Raw genomic sequence first — 18,047 nt, forward strand, 5'->3', positions numbered from 1 at the left:
TAGAGATGACGATGCCACGCAGCCGTTAAGAACCTCTCACCAGCAGCAATAAATCCCGTCACATCACGACAAATTCAGCGTGCAAGGCACCCGCCGCCTTGATGCTCTTGAGGATGTCGATCATGTCGCGCGGGCTGACACCAAGCGCATTCAGACCGGAAATCACCTCGGACAAGGACGTACCCTCTGGCACCTCCGCAAGACCGATTCCGGGCTCATCCTCGATCCCCACCGCCGTGCGCGGAATCACCACGGTCTCACCCTCTGCAAACGGGTTGGGCTGAACGACCAACGGGGCCTCTTGGATTCGCAATGTCAGGTTTCCTTGCGATACGGCTACGCGGGAAATACGAACGTCGGACCCCATGACAATGGTGCCGGACCTCTGATCCACCACCACGCGGGCCCTGCGTTCCGGCTCCACGGAGAGGTTTTCAATGGCGACAACGGCCCGCGCGGGCGACGAGGCACCCGTGCGAGCAAGATTAACCTGGACCGTACCCGCATCCAACATCATTGCGGCCCTGCCTCCAACGCGTTGATTGATAACGTCTTCAATCCGGGCCGCCGTGGTGAAATCTGGCTCGCGCAGGGCGAGGCGCAAGCTCGAAAGCTGCGTAAAATCGAAATCTATTTCCCGTTCGACACGTGCGCCCGACGGGATCACACCAGCCGTCGGAACGCCCTGCACAACCGCCGCGGCATCGCCCTGCGCCGCAACCCCGCCCGCGATAACAGCGCCCTGCGCCACCGCGTAAATGTCGCCATCTGCGGCGTTAAGTGGTGTCATGATCAGCGTCCCGCCAAGCAAGCTGCTGGCGTCGCCAATCGCGGAAACCGTCACATCGATCTGATTGCCGACCCGCGAGAACGCGGGCAACTTGGCTGTGACAATTACAGCCGCCACGTTTTTAGGCCGAAACTGCTCACCCGTGACGTTGACGCCGAGCCGCTCGAGAATGTTCGACATGATCTCTTCTGTGAACGGCGCATTCCGCAGCCCGTCGCCCGACCCGTTGAGACCGACCACAAGGCCATATCCAACCAGATCGTTTGCGCGAACCCCGTCCACTTCCACCAGATCCTTGATCCGTACCGACTGCGCATGCACGACGCCGGCGGTAAGAAGAAGTGTTAAAAAAACTATGAAAATTTTCTGAATTGGCATCAGAGAAACTCCGCCAGCGAAAGCCGCTGGGAGCGGGCCGTGATGGTGTAAAGGCTCTCAAGCTGACCGCGTATGATTTCGTACCGCGATGCGGTTTCATAGGGTTCGGCACCGACCAGTTCGAGCTTGGCCTGACTGGTTGCGGTTCGCTCGGCCGAGTTTCGGGTCTTCGTCTCCTCGATCCGGGCCTCAAGAGAACCAATGCCTGCGCGCAACTCGACCAGCGGCTCCTGCGCCGCGAGCAAGTCCCGTCCGGCTTTGGAAAGCAGATCGACTTGCGTGTTCTCATCAAGCGCGAGCAAGGGGTTCGATGCGACGGCCGCCAACGCCAGTGGCTTCAACAACTCGCGGAATGTGTCGTCCGTTGCGCGAATGTCCACATTCGCGGATTCGTTCTCGCCAAGCCGGATCGGGCTGACACCGGTATTCGAACCTAGGTAAATCGTTGTCTCGTAAGCGCCTCCAGGGCCAAAAAACAGATCGAGTTCCGTTTCGATTCCCGCCAGATCCGTCTGGCCGGCAAGCGCCGTGGTCAGAGCTGTCATCATGTCTTCCACCGGCAAAACCGCCGCCCGGTCCGTAGCCGTGCCCGCGAACAACGTGCGCCCGGCAACCGAGCGGTTCAATGCGCCCATGACCTGACCCAATGCACTTTCCGCATCCTCGGACATGGTCGACAGGAGTTCGCCCGACGGCGTCAGTTCGGCAGAGGTCAGCGTCTGAGAAAGCGACTGCGTCCGAACCTGCATCTCATCCAGCGTCGTCTGCATGGTGCTGGCTATATAGGTGGCCTCGGTCACATTGACCTTGAACGCATCAAGCTTGGACAGGGTCCGGTCGATGGCCAGCAGATTGCTGAGGTCACCCTTCAGATGTTTACCAGGGTCCTTGACCAACCCGGTCGAGACCTCGACGGCGAGCTTGTCCATTTCTTCACGCAGTCGCACCTGATTGGTACGCAGCACCAGGGATCGCGCCAGGTTACCTACTGAATCCATTTACTTTCTCCTCAGATGCTCATCAGACGTTCAAGCAATTCGTCGACGGTCTGCATCACTTTGGCGTTGGCGGTGTAAAGCTGCTCGATTTCCATCAGGTTCTGGATTTCGAAATCCGTATCGACCCCTTTGGCTAGCTCCGCCTCCTTGAGATTTGTGTTCTGTGACAACGAAAAGACATGGCGATTTTCCGCCCGGACCCGCTCCCCCACGACATCTGATGCGAAATCCGAAATCTGGTTCATGAAGCTACTCGGAATGGCATCGAGCGACGCCGAACCGGGAGCCACCTGCTCTTCGAGCGCGGCTGAGATCGCTGTCAGGATCGTCGAATCCCCGACCTCCCCCTGCGTTAACGCTCCAAGCCCGTCTCGTAGACGCCAACTCCCGCCGCTGCCGGGGGCAACCAGAGAATTCAACTGAATGCGCTGGGCGATGCCGGTCTCTTGCAACGGATCGAAAGCTAGGCCCTCATCCGTGAACAGGCCCGGATCCCCGGCACCCAGCGTCGTGTCCGGACCGCCAGGGCCAAGCCGGTCAATCAAATCCCGTGCAATGCCGTCAAGTTGTGCCTGCCGTTCAACCGAGGTGACATCCCGCAGCTCGAAAGCCGCGCCCAGAGTCCCGCCCGACAATTGCCCGCCATTTCGCGAACTGACCGCGACACCGTCCAATGTCAGACCACTGAGATCGCCGGCCGCCATTGTCATATAGGGGCTGATGGCATTGGTCTTCGAAAAGCCCACTTCGAAGGTCTTGCCGTCGAGAAGCACCGCCCCACCCTGCGTATAGACCGCAACGGTGTTATTTTCGCGGCCGATCACGCGCAGCGGCACGATGTCCGAAACCGAATCAAGCAGGCGCGCCCGTTCGTCGAGCAATGATGAGATATCCGCGCCGGTGGTTCCGGACTTGACCACGTCATTGTTTATCTCTTCAAGCCGGACCATTGTGTCGTTCAGGGTCTGGACCTGTTTGGATATCGCGGTATCCGCTGTTACGCGCTCATCCTGAACAAAGTTAGACAGCACGTTAAGCTTCTCCGCCACATCGTCTGCCGAAGTTGCAATCGTCTCCAATCGCTGGGTCGAGGCGGGATTGGCCGCCCCGGTCACCAGGGCGTTCTCGAAAGCGGTTACCAGATCGGTCAGAGAGCCGGGGCTGCCGGTTTCCCCGACCGTCGCTTCAAGACGGCTGGCAAAGGCCAGCATGCTGTCGGCCCAGCCGAGGCTGGAGTCCGACACCCGCCTGTCAGAGACCAATGCGGGGTCGGTATGGCGAACGACGCCATCGATCCGAACACCTCCGATCGTTCCCGCGGAAGCGGACGATAGCGCCAGAGATCGCCGACCGTAGCTTTCGGTCGTGGCGTTCGCGATGTTGGTCGACACGATGGCCGCGCCCCGCGACGTGGCCTTCAGGCCACTGAACGCGTTCATCAAGGCTCCGGATAACGACATGACACTGCCTCCTTAAGGGGCTGACATCAAACGGATTAGCGTTTGATGTTCGTGGTTTCCTGAAGCATCTCGTCCACGGTCTGAATGACCTTGGCATTCGACGAATAGGCCCGCTGGGTCTGGATCATGGAGGTCAGCTCCTGGGCAACATCGGTGGTCGATTCTTCACGGGAGTAGGACTTGATGTCACCCGTCGGACCATCACCGGCATCCCAAAGGAAGTAGGTGCCACTCTCCGTCGATGGTCTGAACGTCTGGTTGTCCATCGGTATCATGCCATTCGGATTGGGCAGATCCGCCAGCGGCACCTGATACAAGACCTGGCTCACACCGGTATCGTACATCGCGCTGACAAAACCGTTCGCGTCCACCTCGACGGACACCATATTCCCCACCTCAGAGCCATCCTTGGAAATCGAAATCGGTGCGAAACCGTCGGACAATTGTGACAGCCCGTTGTTTTCACCGACGGCACCAATATTGAATGCGATCGGTCCACCAGCCACGTCCACAATGGAAACGCCGGTCAACGGATCATACGCGCCGCCGGACACGGTGGTTACGGCCAAGATCTGACCGCCATTCGCACGACTGTCGTCGAATTCGATCGTATACTCGCCGATAATTGCGCCGGCCTGAGCCGAGTCGGCAATTGTCATGGTCCACTCGTTCGACTGGCCACCACCGGGCGCCGGCACTGTCGGTGTGAAACTCACAGCCAACGACTGCGAAACGCCGAGGTTGTCAAAGTACTCTACCGACAGATAGTAGGAATCGCCGTTCGAACCCTCAACCGTATCTGTCGCCGGAAGGTTGAGCGCGACCTCAACGGCCGTCGTCGGGTCACCGGTCAGGCTCTGGCTGAACCGAATCGGCTCCAAACCTTCCGTTGTATCCCTGGGATAGGTTGGGATCGTTCCGTCAGGAGACGCCGGCCATCCCATCAGATAGTACCCGGCCTCGTTCGCCAGATACCCGTTTTCATCGAGGCGAAAGGACCCGGTCGTGGTCAACAGCAGATCAGGCTCGCCAGTCGCGTTGAATTGCGACTGGGACACTACGGGAATCATGCCGCGGCCTCGCACTGCGAGATCCGTCGCGTTGTCCGTACTGACAAGCGAGCCCTTCTGGTCGATCAGGCGAATGTTCGACGTTGTCACACCGCCGGCAGTGTAAGAGCGACCGCCATTGCTCATGACCAATGAGTTGAATTCGGTTTCTGAGCGGCGATACCCATAAGTCGAGCTGTTGGCGATGTTGTCAGAGATCGTCGCAAGCCGGGTCGCATTGGCTGCAAGCCCAGATACACCGGCATTGAGGGAGGAGGAGATTGTCATTGACACGCCTTTCTGCTGTCTCGGTTCTAATCCGAGGACAACAAATAGTGCGGTTAGGTTACCGGGGCGCTAACAGCTAAAAATCAATCCAATCTTACCCGAGCGCCCGGGCCCCTCACTCCATGCTGGCGGCACTGCGCAGGAAGATGATCTCCAGCCGATTGTTGCGGGCATCCATCCTGTTGCTCACCTTCGGTTCGCGGTCGGCATGTGCCGTCACGCGAGCCACGCGGCTTTCCGGCAGTTCCGCCTCGATCATGAGCTTCCGGAACATCGCGGCGCGCTCCCCGGAGACATCCCATTTGGGATTGCGTGCGATCACCACGGGGTAGGCCGCCGTATGCCCTTCGATGGCAATCGGATTTTTCACCAATGCGGAGGCCCGGACAAGCACAACCGCAAGATCACGCAACAGCCGCGTCGGAAGGCCGTCCTCGTCGAACAAGGGCGCTTCGCGCGTGCCGAACAGCTCTATGACAAGCCCTTCGTCCGTGACTTCCGTAAAGATGTGCTTCATCAGCTCATCTGCGACCATGCTTTCGCCGCCGCGGCCCATAAGCATGTCTTCCGCCTGCTCAAAGACCTCGTCTTGCGCATCCTGCTCGGCCTGCTCGCCTTCGGACATGCTGCCCTTCTGACGGTTTTCGGCCGTTGCACGCAGGCTCGTTGAGCCGGTTCCCATGCGAGGCAGCACATTCTCGGCAAAAACCGATTCCCCGCCCAAAGGACCATCGCCGCCACCTGAAACGCGCGACAGCGCGATCGTCGGGCTGAAGTAGTCCGCAATACCCTTGCGCTGTTTTTCCGTTGTCGCGTTCAGCAACCACATCAAGAGAAAGAATGCCATCATCGCGGTCACGAAGTCAGCATAAGCCACCTTCCATGCCCCGCCGTGATGGCCATCGCCACCAGACACTTTCTTCCGCTTGATTATGATCGGCGCAACCTTGTTGTCGCCACTCATCTCACCACCTCTTTTCCCACCGGAATGGGTATAGGCTCCCGCGCTTTACCAGCGACTTAACAAATAAAAATGTCTCGTTAATGCGGGCCGGGGTCCAGGTCTGCGCCGGGCGGGCCAAACCAAAGAGCAACAATCCCGTACTGATTTTCCCACATCGCCGCACCGTGGAAGGGTCCGGAATGGACAGCGCACCGCAAAATGTCTAGCACAGGAAAAGGCAAACTGAGTTTCAAAGGGGGAACGGCATGCCGAAACGTAAATCGGCACGGGCAAGGCGCGCCCTGCAAGTGTCCGGAACCGCCGTCGGAGCCATCGCCGGACTGACCGCCTGGAGTGCCCTTGCGCAGGACGCACCCTACGTTCCCAGCCACAATACCTATGGTGTGCCGGGCCTTGTCGACATGCCGACCGGCGAGGTCGATCCCGACGGCACCCTGACCGCGACCGTATCGCAGGTCGGCGACAGCACGAAAACCACCATTGGATTTCAGATCACGCCGCGCCTGTCGGGCACCTTCCGCTACACCGGCATCGACAATTTCAATCACCCGGCCAGCAATTCGGCGGGCGTCTACTACGACCGCTCCTTCGATCTGCGCTACCAGCTGATCCGCGAAGGCGACATCCTGCCCTCCGTCGTCATTGGCCTGCAGGATTTTGTCGGCACCGGCATCCTTGGCGGCGAATACATCGTGGCCACGAAATCCGTCGCGCCGGGGCTCAAACTGACCGGCGGCCTCGGCTGGGGACGCCTTGGCAGCTACAACAGCTTTGCAACCACCGGAAGCCGCCCCAACGTGGTGCTCGACACCGGGGGTGTGCCGAATTACGACCGCTGGTTCCGCGGACCCGTGTCCGGATTTGGCGGCATCTCCTATGCCCCGAACAAGAAATGGAATTTCTCGCTCGAATATTCCTCGGACAACTATACCGAGGAAACCCGGCTTGGAAAAATGTCCAAGGACAGCCCGTGGAACTTCGGCGTCGATTACCGCTGGAACAGCGGCTCGCAGCTGTCTCTCTACCATGTGAACGGCAATGAGATCGGCGCGCAGGTCACCATCGCGCTGAACCCGAAAACCTTCGGTATTCCCGGCGGCAACGAAGCCGCCTCCTATCCACTGCGCGTGCGTCCGGCGGGCTCGGCGTCCAATCTCGGCTGGGTCGGCAATGACGCCGTTGTTGCCGACGCCAGGCAGTCTCTGCGATCCATCGCCGACAAGGATGGACTGAAGGTCGAAGGCCTGACGCTGGAGCCGAAGCGCGCCACCGTGCGTCTCGTGAACCCGACCTACGGCGCCCCGAGTCAGGCCATTGGCCGCACCGCCCGCGCCATGAGCCGCACCATGCCCACGTCGGTCGAGGAATTCGTCATCGTCCCCGTGGTCAACGGCATGGCCATGTCCGCCGTAACGCTGCGCCGCTCCGATCTCGAACGCCTCGAACATGAAAGCGCCGACGCCATGCTGGCGCGCACCGCGATCACCGATGCCTACGGGCGGCTGCCAAAGGTCGATCCGGACCTCTATCCCAAGTTCAGCTGGTCCCTCGCCCCCTATATCTCAAGCACGCTGTTCGATCCGGACAACCCCGTCGCCCTGCGCGGCGGCCTGCGGGCCTGGGCCAAGGTCGACGTGACCTCGAACATCGAAATATCGGGCGCCGTCCGCAGCAAGCTGTTCTCCAACGGCGACGACAAACTGCGCCTCAGCTCCAGCGCGCTTCCCCGCGTCCGGACAGATGCCGCCGCCTATCTCGAAGCCGACAATTCGATCGAATTCCTGCAGGTCGCCATGTACGGTCGCCCCGGGCGCAACCTCTACTCGCGCATGACCTTCGGCTATCTCGAAACCATGTACGCGGGCGTCTCGGGCGAGCTTCTCTGGAAGCCGGTCAACAGCCGCCTCGCGCTGGGCGCAGAACTGAACTACATCGTGCGCCGCGATTTCGACCAGGGCTTTGGCCTTCAGGACATGATCACGGTCGATCCCGCCACCGGCATCCGCCGCGAAATTCCCAACGTCAACGGCCACGTCTCCGCCTACTATGCCTTCGGAAACGGCTTCCACGGAACGCTTGACGTCGGTCGCTACCTCGCCGGGGACTACGGCGCGACGGTCGCAATCGACAAGGAATTTGCCAACGGCTGGAGCATCGGGGCCTACGCAACCAAAACCAACGTGTCCGCAGAGGACTTCGGCGAAGGCTCGTTCGACAAGGGTCTGCGCTTCACCATACCGATCGCTTCGCTCATCGGATCGGCCGATCGCAAGACCGAGAGCACGACGCTCCGGTCCCTGTCCCGCGATGGCGGCGCGAAACTGGCCGTTCGCGGACGGCTTTACAACAAGGTCCGCGAGTATCACGAACCGGACGTGGCCCGCTCCTGGGGGAGGTTCTGGCGATGAACATCATGAAAAAACGCCGGTTTGGCCTCGGCCTCGCGCTCATCGCCGGCCTCGCACTCAGTGCCTGCGGCACCGAGAAGAACCCGGCCCTCGAATACTTCAAAACCCAGGCAAACCTGAAAAAGGCCCCGGATGGCGCGGCCCCCGCCCCCATCGCACAGCAGATGGTCGGGATGCTTGCCGCCACATCGGCACCCGTCGAATTCATCAATATCGAAAAGCGCGAGAGCCAGGGTCTGCTGGTCGGGATCGAACGCAATGGCCCCTACTACAGCTACGGCAGCGCGGCGCGGCAGGGCATGGTTCTGCGCAGCGGCATGATCACCGCCACCCGGGGCCTCGGCGGGGATCTGATGAGCAGCGAAGAGGACGCCCTCCTGCGCGCAGTGCAGGCGCGGCAGCCCGGCTCGGCATCCTACCAGCTGCGCTTCCTGACGCCAGAAGACCTGACCCGCACCCTGAACTTTACCTGCAGCGTGACGCCGGGGGGACGGCAGATCATCAAGGCGGGCGAAATCGACAGCGCCGGCATCACCATGACCGCCGATTGCAAGGGCGAGGGCGTGACCTTCACCAACACCTACGTCGTTGATCCGCAAGGTACGATCCTGGCCGGTCGCCAGTGGCTCGGTTTCGAAATCGGCTACGTGGGGAATCAGGCCCTGCGGCGCTGAACCTGTGATGCGGTCCGGTTACGGATGACCGCGTCATCCGGCCGGGCCCAACCCCGCGCGGCGGCCCTGTCGCTCACGTCAATGCGGCTTGATCTTCTTGAACACCGTCGCAAACATCACGCGGAAATCCGTGCATATGTTGCGGTTGGGCGCATAGAGCCGGTCGATGCGCGCCTTGGTCGGGATGCAGCGGCGACAGTAGACCGCTTCCGTCTCTTCTGGCGTGCTGCATCGGGATAGCAGCACCTCTTCACGTTTGTGATAGACCACCGAGGCCAGGCCGGTGATCCCCGGCCGCGATTTCAACACCTCGCGATAGATCGCTGGATACATATCCACATAGCGGCGCAGCGGCGGCCGGGGACCGACGAGGCTCACGTCTCCGCGTAGCAGGTTCCAGAGTTGCGGCAACTCATCAAGCCGCTTGCGCCGGAGCATCGCGCCAGTTTCCGTAATCCGGTCTGCCTTATCCCCGCCGGACACGCCACGATCCCCGTCATCTGGTCGCATCGTTCTGAATTTCCAGAGCAAAAACGCCTTGTCCGGCGTCTTCATGCGCTCTGCCTTGTAGAGCAACGGACGCCCCTCCTTGAACAAGAGCAGGAGCGTTACCCAAAGGATCAGCGGCATGAGCACCGTGCCAAGGACAAAGGCGCTGAGAATATCGATCAACCGGCGAAAAGGCGTCATGGCCAGACCCCTGATGCACGCGCCCCGTCGACAAGGCGGGCGGGGTCCGCGGCGGTGTCGGGCAGCGCACAGAGGCCTTGCAGCAATCGGGTGTCGAGGCTCATGGATTGCATCGCGCCCTGCGGCGCCGGCTTCCAGATCACCCCGGCCCCGGCGGCACGGGCGATCGCCGCCATCGCGGTGGTCTGCGGCGCGGCGACATTGACCGCCCCCGCAATGTCCGCCCTCAGCAACGCCGCGATCACCTGCGCCAGATCCTGCGGCGCGATATAGCTGCGCTGCGGGCCGGTGCCGTCCCCGAACTGATCCAGCGTGACCGTGCCTTCGGGTTTGAGATTGGCAAACAGGCTCTCGGCTCCGGCCACATTGCCAATCCGCATTTGCACGGCCCTTGGCCCGTCCGGATGCTCTGCGCACCAGCGCTCCACGGCCCGTTCCGCTGCCAGTTTTGATTGCCCGTACGCCCCGGCAGGCTCTGTTGCACCGGTCTCCGGGATCGGCACATTTGACGGCTGATAAACCGCTTGGGTCGAGGCATGCAGCACCCGTCCGGCGCCGAGGACCCGGCCAAGCTCCATCGCCGCACAGGCCAGTTCGGCATTGGCGTCAAGCTGCTCCGCATCGCCCCGCGTCACGCCCCACAGCGCAAGAATTGCGTCGACCCGTGGCAATTGTGCCGCATCGTCCCCAACCTGCCATTGCAGACCATCACGCACAGGCGATAATCCCCGAAAAACAGGTTTTATTTCAAACTCTTGCGAGGGATCATCCTGCCACACCCGGCGCAACATGCGCCCAAGGCGACCGCTCGCCCCCAACATCAGTACCCGCTTGGCCAATTGTCCGCTCTCCCGGCGCCCGTCATTCTTCTTCCAATCTGGACCGGGACTATCTATCAACGGTATCAATGAGCGTGACAACACATTCGGTAAAAGATGTCCGGGGGCACAGTGGCTGCTAGATTCAAACTCCTGACGGTTTTCGCCGCGATTCTGGCGTTGACCGCCTGTAGTCTTCCGCGCGGCGCGGCCCTGCAATCGGAAATCCTGAAAGAGCGAAAAACGGAAAATCCGACGTTTCAGGTGGTGGCCGTCACGCGCGAGAATATCCCCGGAATCCTCGCATGGTCCGCGCACAGCGGCTATGGCACATACCACTGGCCGAAAACGTCGAATGGCGCGACCTCCTCCACCATCCGCACCGGTGACAAGCTCGATGTCACCATCTGGGACAGTCAGGACAATTCCCTGCTGACCAACCCCGGCCAGCGATTCACCAAGATCGAAAATCTCGAAGTCGACAGCAACGGCTCGATCTACCTGCCCTACGTCAACAAGGTCGGCGTGCGCGGCATGACAACCGCTGGCGCCCGCGCCAAGATCCAGAGCCGCTTTGAACCCATCGTGCCCTCAGCACAGGTCCAGCTGAGCCTGCGTCAGGGCCGGGATCATTCGGTCGACGTGGTCGGCGGCGTCGCCCAGCCCGGCGCTTACCCAATGCCCTCGCGCAACTACAAGATCCTGAACGTGATTTCCGATGCGGGCGGCATTCCTGGCGCCATGCGCAATCCGCAGGTTCGCCTGATCCGGGGGTCGAGCACCTACGAGATCTCTGCCGACAAACTGCTTGAAGACGGCTCCCGGAATGCCCTGCTGCAGCCGCGCGATACGGTCGTCGTGGAAGCGGATGAACGCGCCTTTACCGCGCTCGGCGCATCGGGACAGGAGAGCCTGATCTACTTCCCGAAGGACAACGTCACCGCGCTTGAAGCCATGTCATTGATGGGCGGCCTGTCGGACTTCCGGGCCGATCCCAAAGGCGTGCTGGTGCTGCGGGAATATGCGCCGGAACACCTCTCGCACAGCGGCGCGGGGCCGGATCTGCAGCAGGTCGTGTTCACCTTCGATCTGACCAGCGCCGACGGCCTCTTCGCTGCCAAGAAATTCCCGATCCATCCGGATGACACGGTTCTCGCGACCGAAAGCCCGGTCAATGCGGTCCAGACCGTCTTTGCCCTTGTCGGCTCCGCCTTCGGGCTGACCGCCCGCGCGGCCGCGCTTGGCAACTAAGCTCCCTCCGGGGATACGGAACAGAAAAAAGGCGCACCCAGGCGGTGCGCCTTTTCCATTTGATCAGCCGTGAAACCGGCTCACTCAGCCGCCGGACCAACCGACACGAGATAGGCATAGACATCCTCCATGCCGCTGCGCAGACGGAAGGACATCTTGGACCGGGCGTTGCCCTTGTCGAGATACTCGGCGAGGAAGCCCTTGGGGTCCTGCACGTAGCTCACAAAGCTCTCCTCGTCCCAGACCAGCCCGGCCTCACCCGCAGCAACGATATCGTCGCCATATCTGAACCCATCAACAGAGCCAGCGGTGCGGCCGACCACGCCGTAAAGGTTCGGCCCGGTGCGGCCACCCTTCACGATATCCGTGCCATCCGCGTCCTGAATCATGTGACAGGATTTGCATTTGCCAAAGACTTTCTCGCCGGCTTCCGCATCACCGGACGCATGGCTTTCCGCAAAGGCGCCCGTAGCGAGCGCAGCCGTGGCGAAGAAGGTGGCTAGGGTCAGTTTCATGTGGTGTCTCCTTGAGAACGGGGTGCGCCTTTACCTATGGCGCATGGCGTGAAGTCAATACGCACAAGGCGTGCTAACATATCATACATGAACGATATACGGCTCAATATGCCGCGCTTGACCTATCCGCCGCGATAGAGGAGGAGAGCCTATGCCCGACACGTCTACGACCGCTATCAACACCATGATCCCCGCCTGGATCAATGACACCTTGGTGCCGGTCGAGAAACTCGACGTGCATCGGCGCGGGCTCCGGCACAAAGCCGTATCCGTCTTTGTCATGCGGGACGGTCAGGTGCTGATCCAGCAGCGCGCGCAGAGCAAGTATCACACACCCGGCCTCTGGGCGAACACCTGCTGCACCCACCCGCATTGGGACGAAACGCCCCTGGACTGCGCCACCCGCCGCCTGCGCGAAGAGCTGGGCATCACCGCGCTGTCGCCCATCTTCCGCCAGCAGGTCGAATACCGTGCCGATGTCGGCGCCGGCCTGACCGAGCATGAAGTGGTCGATATCTTCATCGCGGAGGCAGGCCCGGACATGCCCCTTCGGCCCGATCCTGACGAAGTCATGGCGACGGACTGGGTTGCCCTCGGGGATCTCAAACGCCGCGTCCTGCAAGACCCCGAAGCCTTTACGCCGTGGCTTCGGATTTATCTGGACACCCATTCCAGCGCGATCTTTGGCTGAAACGGTGTTTCGGGCGACGGCCTCATCCCATCGGCCCGTCCTATTCCGCTTCGAGCTTGACCCGGAGTTCGCGCAGGACCGGCAGCGCCGCGCGGACCTTGTCCTCGCCCAGCTCTCCGACCATTTCCGTGATCAGCGGCGTGATCGCCGCCAGTGCAGCATCCCGCGCGGCCCTGCCCGCCGGTGAGACGGACACGAGCTTGCGCCGCGCGTCGTCCCAATCGGGGCGAATGTGCACAAAACCCGCCACTTCCAGTTTGCCGAGGGTGTTTGTCATCGCGCCACGCGTGACGTGAAACGTCCGCGCCAGTTGTGCCGGGGTGCGCTCGCCGCCGCGTCCGAGGTGATTCAAAACCGAGAAATGCGAGATTTCCATGCGGTTGGGCAGCACCTTGTTCAGCCGCGCGCGCAAAAGCTGATCCGCCGTCAAAAGCTCGCTGAACAGCGAAATGGCGAGGGTGCGGCTGCCGTCGCTCATCGTATCGGCCCCTCAAAGCTGCGGTCGTGGGTCAGGGATGGCACCTTGCGACGGGCCTCCGCCACGGCGCTCAGATCCAGATCGGCCATGAAAACCCCCGGCTCCGTCCCCGCATCCAGCAGCACCTCGCCCCATGGCGAGACGATCATGCTGTGCCCATAGGTCTTGCGCGACCGTCCGGTCCTCGCCGCATGTGTGCCTGTTTGCGCCGGTGCGATAACGAACGCGCCGGTTTCAATGGCCCGCGCCTGCAACAGCGGCTGCCAGTGCATCGGGCCCGTTCCGGGCGAAAACGCCGCTGGCACCGTCAGGATTTCGGCCCCCGCCTGCGCAAGCGCCCGGTAGAGATAGGCAAAACGGAGGTCATAACACACGCTCAGACCAATCTTCGCCCACGGCGTCTCGGCCACGACGGCACGCGATCCCGGCGCGTATCCGCTGGATTCGCGATAGGTTTCCGTCTCGCTGACCTGCACGTCGAACATGTGCATCTTGTCGTATCGCGCCTTTATGGCCCCGTCCGCGCCGATCAACAGCGAGCGATTCACAAATCGCTCCTCCGGCGGCTCCGCTTTCAGGGCAAGCGATCCGGCGAGCACCCAGATACCCCGCTCCGCCGCGACCTCCCGCAACATTTGCAGCGTTTCGTCCTCGGCTTCCGCCTGTAGGACTGCGGCCTGATGCGCGCGGTCCATGGAAACGATATTCGTCACTTCCGGCGTCAGGACCATGTCCGCCCCTTGCACAGCCGCATCGTCCAGCATCCGCCGGACCATTGCCCTGTTTTCGCTCACATCGTCCGTGGCGCAGAGCTGGAGCAGCCCGACACGCATCAGCCGGCCAGCATGGCGTCCAGCTTGCCCGCGCGCTCCAATGCATAAAGCTCGTCACAGCCGCCCACATGCGTCCCGCCGATGAAAATCTGCGGAACCGTGTGCCGGCCTCCGGCGCGATCCATCATTTCGGACTTGCGGCCCGGCTCCTTGAGCACATCGACTTCGGAAAACTCCGCGCCCTTCTGTTGCAGCAGCCGTTTTGCGGCATGGCAGAACCCGCAGAGTGGGGAGGAATAGATTTCAACGTCTTGCATGGCGCCTGTCCCGTTTTGTCTCTCGTCTTACTTAGGCGTCTTTGCCTGCCCGCGCCAGTACGCTCACGAATACCGCGTTTGCGCCCGATGCAAGACAAGCCTCCGCCGCCGCCGCCAGCGTCGCGCCGGAGGTCATGACATCATCGACAATCAGCACACTGCGCCCCCGCACCAGCACCTCATGGCGGGGCGTCACGCTCAAACGTCCGGAAAGAATGTCGAAACGCTCCGCATAGGACCGCCCCCGGAGCATCGGGGTCGGGCTGTCCCGCCGCAACAAATCCGGCACGAATTCGCGGTCCAACACACGGCCCAGCGCCGCAGCAAGAAGCGCCGACTGGTTGTAGCGCCGCCTCAGATGCCGCCCGATGTGCAGCGGCACCGGCGCGATCAGCGTATCCGCTTCCACGATGGGCCGCGTCACCCGAGCCATCCACTGGGCTGCGGGGCGGGCAATGTCATGCCGGTCACCATGCTTCAGCGCCAGAACAATGCGCCGCGCCCGGCCCTCATAGCTCAGCGCCGCACGCCCCCGATCCCAGGGCCGCGCGACCGTCAGGCAATCATCGCAAATCTCCTGCCGGTCGGACCGCCCCGACAGACCCCGCCCGCACAGATCGCAGCACAGCCCGGCAATGAAGGGCGTTTCCTTCCAGCACTCCGTACACAGGCCGAAATCCTCGCCCACCATCCCGCCGCAGGACAGGCAGCGCGGGGGATAGACCATCTGCACGACGGATTGCATCCGCTGAGCCCAGCTCATATCTCAATCCTCATGACACAGCCGCCTCTCCTGACCGACCGGAAGACCCTCGCCCTGCATCGGGCGCGCGTCCACGATCCCGCCGCGCTTTTCCTGCATGATCTGGCGCGGGACGAGGCGCAGGATCGTCTCTCCATGGTTAACAGGAGCTTTACGGACCCCGCCGTCATCACCCCTTTCCCGACCATCTGGAAAGATGCCCTGCCCGGTGCCCGCTTCCTCGACGACGCAGATACGCTCGATTTGACCGAAGGCGCCCACGACCTTGTCATCCATGCCCTCGCCCTGCACTGGGCCAATGATCCCGTCGGCCAGTTGATCCAGTGTCGCCGCGCGCTCCGGCCCGACGGGCTGCTGCTTTGCCTGACCTTCGGCGGCGACACCCTGTCGGAGCTGCGCAGCGCGCTCGCCACCGCGGAGGCGGAGATAACCGGCGGCCTGTCGCCCCGTGTCCTGCCGATGGGAGAGATCCGCGACCTCGGGGCCTTGATGCAACGCGCCGGGTTTGCCCTGCCCGTGGCCGATGCCATGCCGTTGAACACCAGCTATCAATCGCCGCTCCACCTGATGCGCGAACTCCGGTCCATGGGCGAGACCAACGCCCTGCAGCAGCGCCTTCGCCGCCCCACACGCCGCACCGTTCTGCTCCGTGCCGCGCAGATCTATGCCGAAACCCACGGCACCGAGGACGGGCGAATCCCCGCGACATTCGAGATCATCACCCTCACCGGATGGGCCCCCGACGCCAGCCAGCCACAGCCGCTGCGCCCCGGCTCCGCGACGCAAAGTCTCGCTGCCGCACTTGGCACCCTTGAAAAGCCCCTCAAGGATTGACCCATCCGTAAAAGGCGATACTTACGCCAGAGCCCGACGGACAACAGGATTTGCACGATGCTTGACGCCACCAATGCCGCCACGCGCCCCACACATGCGCCCGCCGATCACCCGGCGATCAAACCGGCAAAGGTCGGCATCCTGCTCGCCAATCTCGGCACCCCCGACGATTACACCTACTGGCCGATGCGGCGGTATCTGAACGAGTTCCTCTCGGACAAACGCGTGATCGACATCGCCTCGTGGAAGTGGCAGCCGCTGCTTCAGCTGATCATCCTGACGAAACGGCCTTTCACCTCCGGTGCGAACTACAAATCCATCTGGAATCACGACAAGGGCGAAAGCCCGCTGATGACCATCACCAAGGATCAGACCGCCAAGATGAAGACGGCGATGCAGGCCCGCTACGGCGATCAGGTCATGGTCGATTTCTGCATGCGCTATGGCAACCCGTCGACCAAATCCAAGGTTCGCGCCATGGTCGAGGCCGGCTGTCAGAAGATCCTCTTCGTTCCGCTCTATCCGCAGCAGGCCGGGGCCACCTCTGCCACGGCGAACGATGAATTCTTCCGCGCTCTGATGGAAGAGAAGTGGCAGCCCGCCGTGCGCACCATCCCGCCCTACTTCGACCATCCGCTCTATATCGACGCGCTCGCCCAATCCGTCGAGACAGCCTATGCCGCGCTGGAGGACAAGCCCGACATGCTTGTCTGTTCTTATCACGGCATGCCCAAGCGCTACCTGCTGGAGGGCGATCCCTACCACTGCCAGTGTCAGAAAAACACGCGCCTGCTCAAGGAGCGGCTTGGCTGGGACGACACCCAGATCACAACAACCTTCCAATCGGTCTTTGGCCGCGAGGAATGGCTCAAGCCCTACACCGTCGATCACGTTGCCGACCTGGCGCAGCAGGGCAAGAAAAAGATCGCCGTGATTGCCCCCGCATTTGCCGCCGATTGCATCGAGACGCTCGAAGAGATCAACGAAGAGATCAAGGAAAGCTTCGAGCATGCGGGCGGGGAGCAGTTCACCTACATCCCCTGCCTCAATGACGACGATGCGCATATCACCGCGCTCTCCGCCGTGATCGAAAGCAATCTGAGCGGCTGGCTCGACTGATCAGGAATATGATGGCGTCCGGCCCAAAGTCTTCGAATGACCTCGGCCCCGCTCAATGCACCGTGCCGGGCCCCATGACCCGCGAGCGGCACTCTTCGCAGAGCAAGGGCAGCCCGGCGCGGCTCGCTGCGGTCATCAGCGGCAGCAACGCGGCGGGCGAGACGAGGAAGCTGGCCTCCGCCAGCGCTACCTCGCGGCGCTGCTCCGTCGCGGCCATCACAAACCGGGCCAGCGCCAGTTCATCCTCGGAATAGCCCGTCGCCTCCGGGCTCAGCACCATGGGCACATGCCAGCCGTGCTTGTGCAGCAGATCGAGCATATCTTCGAAGCCTTTCAGGCAGGCCCGCGCCCGCCGCGCGCCAAGCCTCCGGGCGAGATCGCGCCACGCCGCATCCTGCTCTTTTGGCCCTTGGGACCATAGCCTCAGCATGGCGATCAGACGCTGCTCCGGCCCGCGCAGACCCGTATCCGATTTCTCGATGTCCGAATACCGCATGGCATCCCTCGGTTGGCTTCACGTACTTTAATCTGACTAAATTAATCAGGTACGTCAACACATCTTTCTGGACCGGCAAAACCGGCTTTAACCTGATCTTCCGCAACGTCAGGCCGCGCCCGCCAAATTTCATCATCACCAGACTGGGTTTCGTACCAAACTCGCGCCGAATCGTACCAAACTCTGGTTAACGGGCGCGCGACTGCCTCCGCTGCCTGGTAATCCCCCCCGATTTTAAGGGGCTGCAAACGTAGAATTTTCTCGGCAAGATGAACGAGGAGATTTCGAATGAA

20 protein-coding genes are annotated in these 18,047 nt (G+C 61.9%); 6 read left to right on the forward strand and 14 right to left on the reverse strand.

Annotation, left to right across the window (positions count from 1 at the left end; genetic code table 11):
• Positions 1-58: 58 nt before the first annotated feature.
• From ACN2XU_RS22600 to ACN2XU_RS22620, 5 genes are all read right to left on the reverse strand, one after another.
• Positions 59-1,168 carry a flagellar basal body P-ring protein FlgI gene (locus ACN2XU_RS22600; RefSeq protein ID WP_419412619.1) on the reverse strand — a complete coding sequence of 370 codons (1,110 nt, stop codon included), beginning with the start codon at positions 1,166-1,168 and terminating at the stop codon, positions 59-61.
• Positions 1,168-2,166, reverse strand: coding sequence for a flagellin (locus tag ACN2XU_RS22605; protein ID WP_419412620.1), 999 nt, complete (start codon positions 2,164-2,166; stop codon positions 1,168-1,170). Before ACN2XU_RS22605 ends, ACN2XU_RS22600 begins: the two co-directional genes overlap by 1 nt.
• 11 nt (positions 2,167-2,177) lie before the next feature.
• A complete protein-coding gene (gene flgK, locus ACN2XU_RS22610) occupies positions 2,178-3,626 on the reverse strand; it encodes a flagellar hook-associated protein FlgK (protein ID WP_419412621.1) in 1,449 nt (482 codons plus the stop codon).
• A gap of 35 nt (positions 3,627-3,661) precedes the next feature.
• Positions 3,662-4,963 (reverse strand): flagellar hook protein FlgE, encoded by a 1,302-nt coding sequence (locus ACN2XU_RS22615; RefSeq protein ID WP_419412638.1) that lies wholly within the window; start codon positions 4,961-4,963, stop codon positions 3,662-3,664.
• 115 nt (positions 4,964-5,078) lie between these two features.
• Positions 5,079-5,927, reverse strand: a complete 849-nt coding sequence (locus ACN2XU_RS22620; protein WP_419412622.1) for a flagellar motor protein MotB — start codon at positions 5,925-5,927, stop codon at positions 5,079-5,081.
• Between the two features lie 245 nt (positions 5,928-6,172).
• Here ACN2XU_RS22620 and ACN2XU_RS22625 point away from each other — a divergent pair, with 245 nt between their 5' ends.
• On the forward strand, positions 6,173-8,335 hold the full coding sequence (locus tag ACN2XU_RS22625; RefSeq protein WP_419412623.1) for a YjbH domain-containing protein: 2,163 nt from the start codon (positions 6,173-6,175) through the stop codon (positions 8,333-8,335).
• Positions 8,332-9,009, forward strand: a complete 678-nt coding sequence (locus tag ACN2XU_RS22630; RefSeq protein WP_419412624.1) for a YjbF family lipoprotein — start codon at positions 8,332-8,334, stop codon at positions 9,007-9,009. The genes ACN2XU_RS22625 and ACN2XU_RS22630 overlap by 4 nt, the downstream gene beginning before the upstream one ends.
• A 78-nt stretch (positions 9,010-9,087) precedes the next feature.
• Here the strand turns inward: ACN2XU_RS22630 and ACN2XU_RS22635 are convergent, their stop codons facing one another.
• Together ACN2XU_RS22635 and ACN2XU_RS22640 are read right to left on the reverse strand one after the other, a co-directional pair.
• Entirely contained in the window at positions 9,088-9,699 is a 612-nt protein-coding gene (locus ACN2XU_RS22635) for a sugar transferase (protein ID WP_419412625.1), read from the reverse strand.
• The gene (locus tag ACN2XU_RS22640; RefSeq protein WP_419412626.1) at positions 9,696-10,415 is read right to left on the reverse strand and encodes an NAD-dependent epimerase/dehydratase family protein; all 720 of its coding nucleotides are present in this window, start codon (positions 10,413-10,415) and stop codon (positions 9,696-9,698) included. Before ACN2XU_RS22640 ends, ACN2XU_RS22635 begins: the two co-directional genes overlap by 4 nt.
• Positions 10,416-10,649: 234 nt before the next feature.
• Between ACN2XU_RS22640 and ACN2XU_RS22645 the strand changes: the two genes are divergently transcribed.
• On the forward strand, positions 10,650-11,768 hold the full coding sequence (locus ACN2XU_RS22645) for a polysaccharide biosynthesis/export family protein (protein WP_419412627.1): 1,119 nt from the start codon (positions 10,650-10,652) through the stop codon (positions 11,766-11,768).
• A gap of 80 nt (positions 11,769-11,848) precedes the next feature.
• On the opposite strand, the gene ACN2XU_RS22650 is transcribed toward ACN2XU_RS22645, so the two are convergent.
• Positions 11,849-12,283, reverse strand: a complete 435-nt coding sequence (locus ACN2XU_RS22650; RefSeq protein ID WP_419412628.1) for a c-type cytochrome — start codon at positions 12,281-12,283, stop codon at positions 11,849-11,851.
• A gap of 175 nt (positions 12,284-12,458) precedes the next feature.
• On the opposite strand from ACN2XU_RS22650, the gene idi reads away from it, so the two are divergent.
• Complete coding sequence (gene idi / locus ACN2XU_RS22655) at positions 12,459-12,974, forward strand: isopentenyl-diphosphate Delta-isomerase (RefSeq protein WP_419412639.1); 516 nt, start codon at positions 12,459-12,461, stop codon at positions 12,972-12,974.
• A 40-nt stretch (positions 12,975-13,014) separates the two neighbouring features.
• Here the strand turns inward: idi and ACN2XU_RS22660 are convergent, their stop codons facing one another.
• Genes ACN2XU_RS22660 through ACN2XU_RS22675 form a run of 4 tightly spaced genes read right to left on the reverse strand, consistent with a single transcriptional unit; the run spans position 13,015 to position 15,305 of the window.
• On the reverse strand, positions 13,015-13,452 hold the full coding sequence (locus tag ACN2XU_RS22660) for a MarR family winged helix-turn-helix transcriptional regulator (RefSeq protein ID WP_419412629.1): 438 nt from the start codon (positions 13,450-13,452) through the stop codon (positions 13,015-13,017).
• Positions 13,449-14,285 carry a carbon-nitrogen hydrolase family protein gene (locus ACN2XU_RS22665; protein WP_419412630.1) on the reverse strand — a complete coding sequence of 279 codons (837 nt, stop codon included), beginning with the start codon at positions 14,283-14,285 and terminating at the stop codon, positions 13,449-13,451. Before ACN2XU_RS22665 ends, ACN2XU_RS22660 begins: the two co-directional genes overlap by 4 nt.
• Positions 14,285-14,542 (reverse strand): glutaredoxin 3, encoded by a 258-nt coding sequence (gene grxC, locus ACN2XU_RS22670; protein ID WP_419412631.1) that lies wholly within the window; start codon positions 14,540-14,542, stop codon positions 14,285-14,287. Before grxC ends, ACN2XU_RS22665 begins: the two co-directional genes overlap by 1 nt.
• A gap of 31 nt (positions 14,543-14,573) precedes the next feature.
• The gene (locus ACN2XU_RS22675; protein ID WP_419412632.1) at positions 14,574-15,305 is read right to left on the reverse strand and encodes a ComF family protein; all 732 of its coding nucleotides are present in this window, start codon (positions 15,303-15,305) and stop codon (positions 14,574-14,576) included.
• Positions 15,306-15,317: 12 nt separating this feature from the next.
• Here ACN2XU_RS22675 and ACN2XU_RS22680 point away from each other — a divergent pair, with 12 nt between their 5' ends.
• Positions 15,318-16,139, forward strand: coding sequence for a methyltransferase domain-containing protein (locus ACN2XU_RS22680; RefSeq protein WP_419412633.1), 822 nt, complete (start codon positions 15,318-15,320; stop codon positions 16,137-16,139).
• 57 nt (positions 16,140-16,196) lie between these two features.
• The gene (gene hemH / locus ACN2XU_RS22685; protein WP_419412634.1) at positions 16,197-17,258 is read left to right on the forward strand and encodes a ferrochelatase; all 1,062 of its coding nucleotides are present in this window, start codon (positions 16,197-16,199) and stop codon (positions 17,256-17,258) included.
• Between the two features lie 52 nt (positions 17,259-17,310).
• Here the strand turns inward: hemH and ACN2XU_RS22690 are convergent, their stop codons facing one another.
• Both ACN2XU_RS22690 and ACN2XU_RS22695 read right to left on the reverse strand, forming a co-directional pair.
• Complete coding sequence (locus ACN2XU_RS22690) at positions 17,311-17,754, reverse strand: hypothetical protein (RefSeq protein ID WP_419412635.1); 444 nt, start codon at positions 17,752-17,754, stop codon at positions 17,311-17,313.
• Between the two features lie 41 nt (positions 17,755-17,795).
• Positions 17,796-18,047, reverse strand: a 252-nt coding sequence (locus ACN2XU_RS22695) for a hypothetical protein (protein WP_419412636.1), incomplete at its 5' end; no start/stop codon positions are given.

The sequence above is a fragment of the Pacificoceanicola niger genome, from assembly GCF_048553275.1.
Taxonomy (GTDB): Bacteria; Pseudomonadota; Alphaproteobacteria; order Rhodobacterales; family Rhodobacteraceae; genus Pacificoceanicola.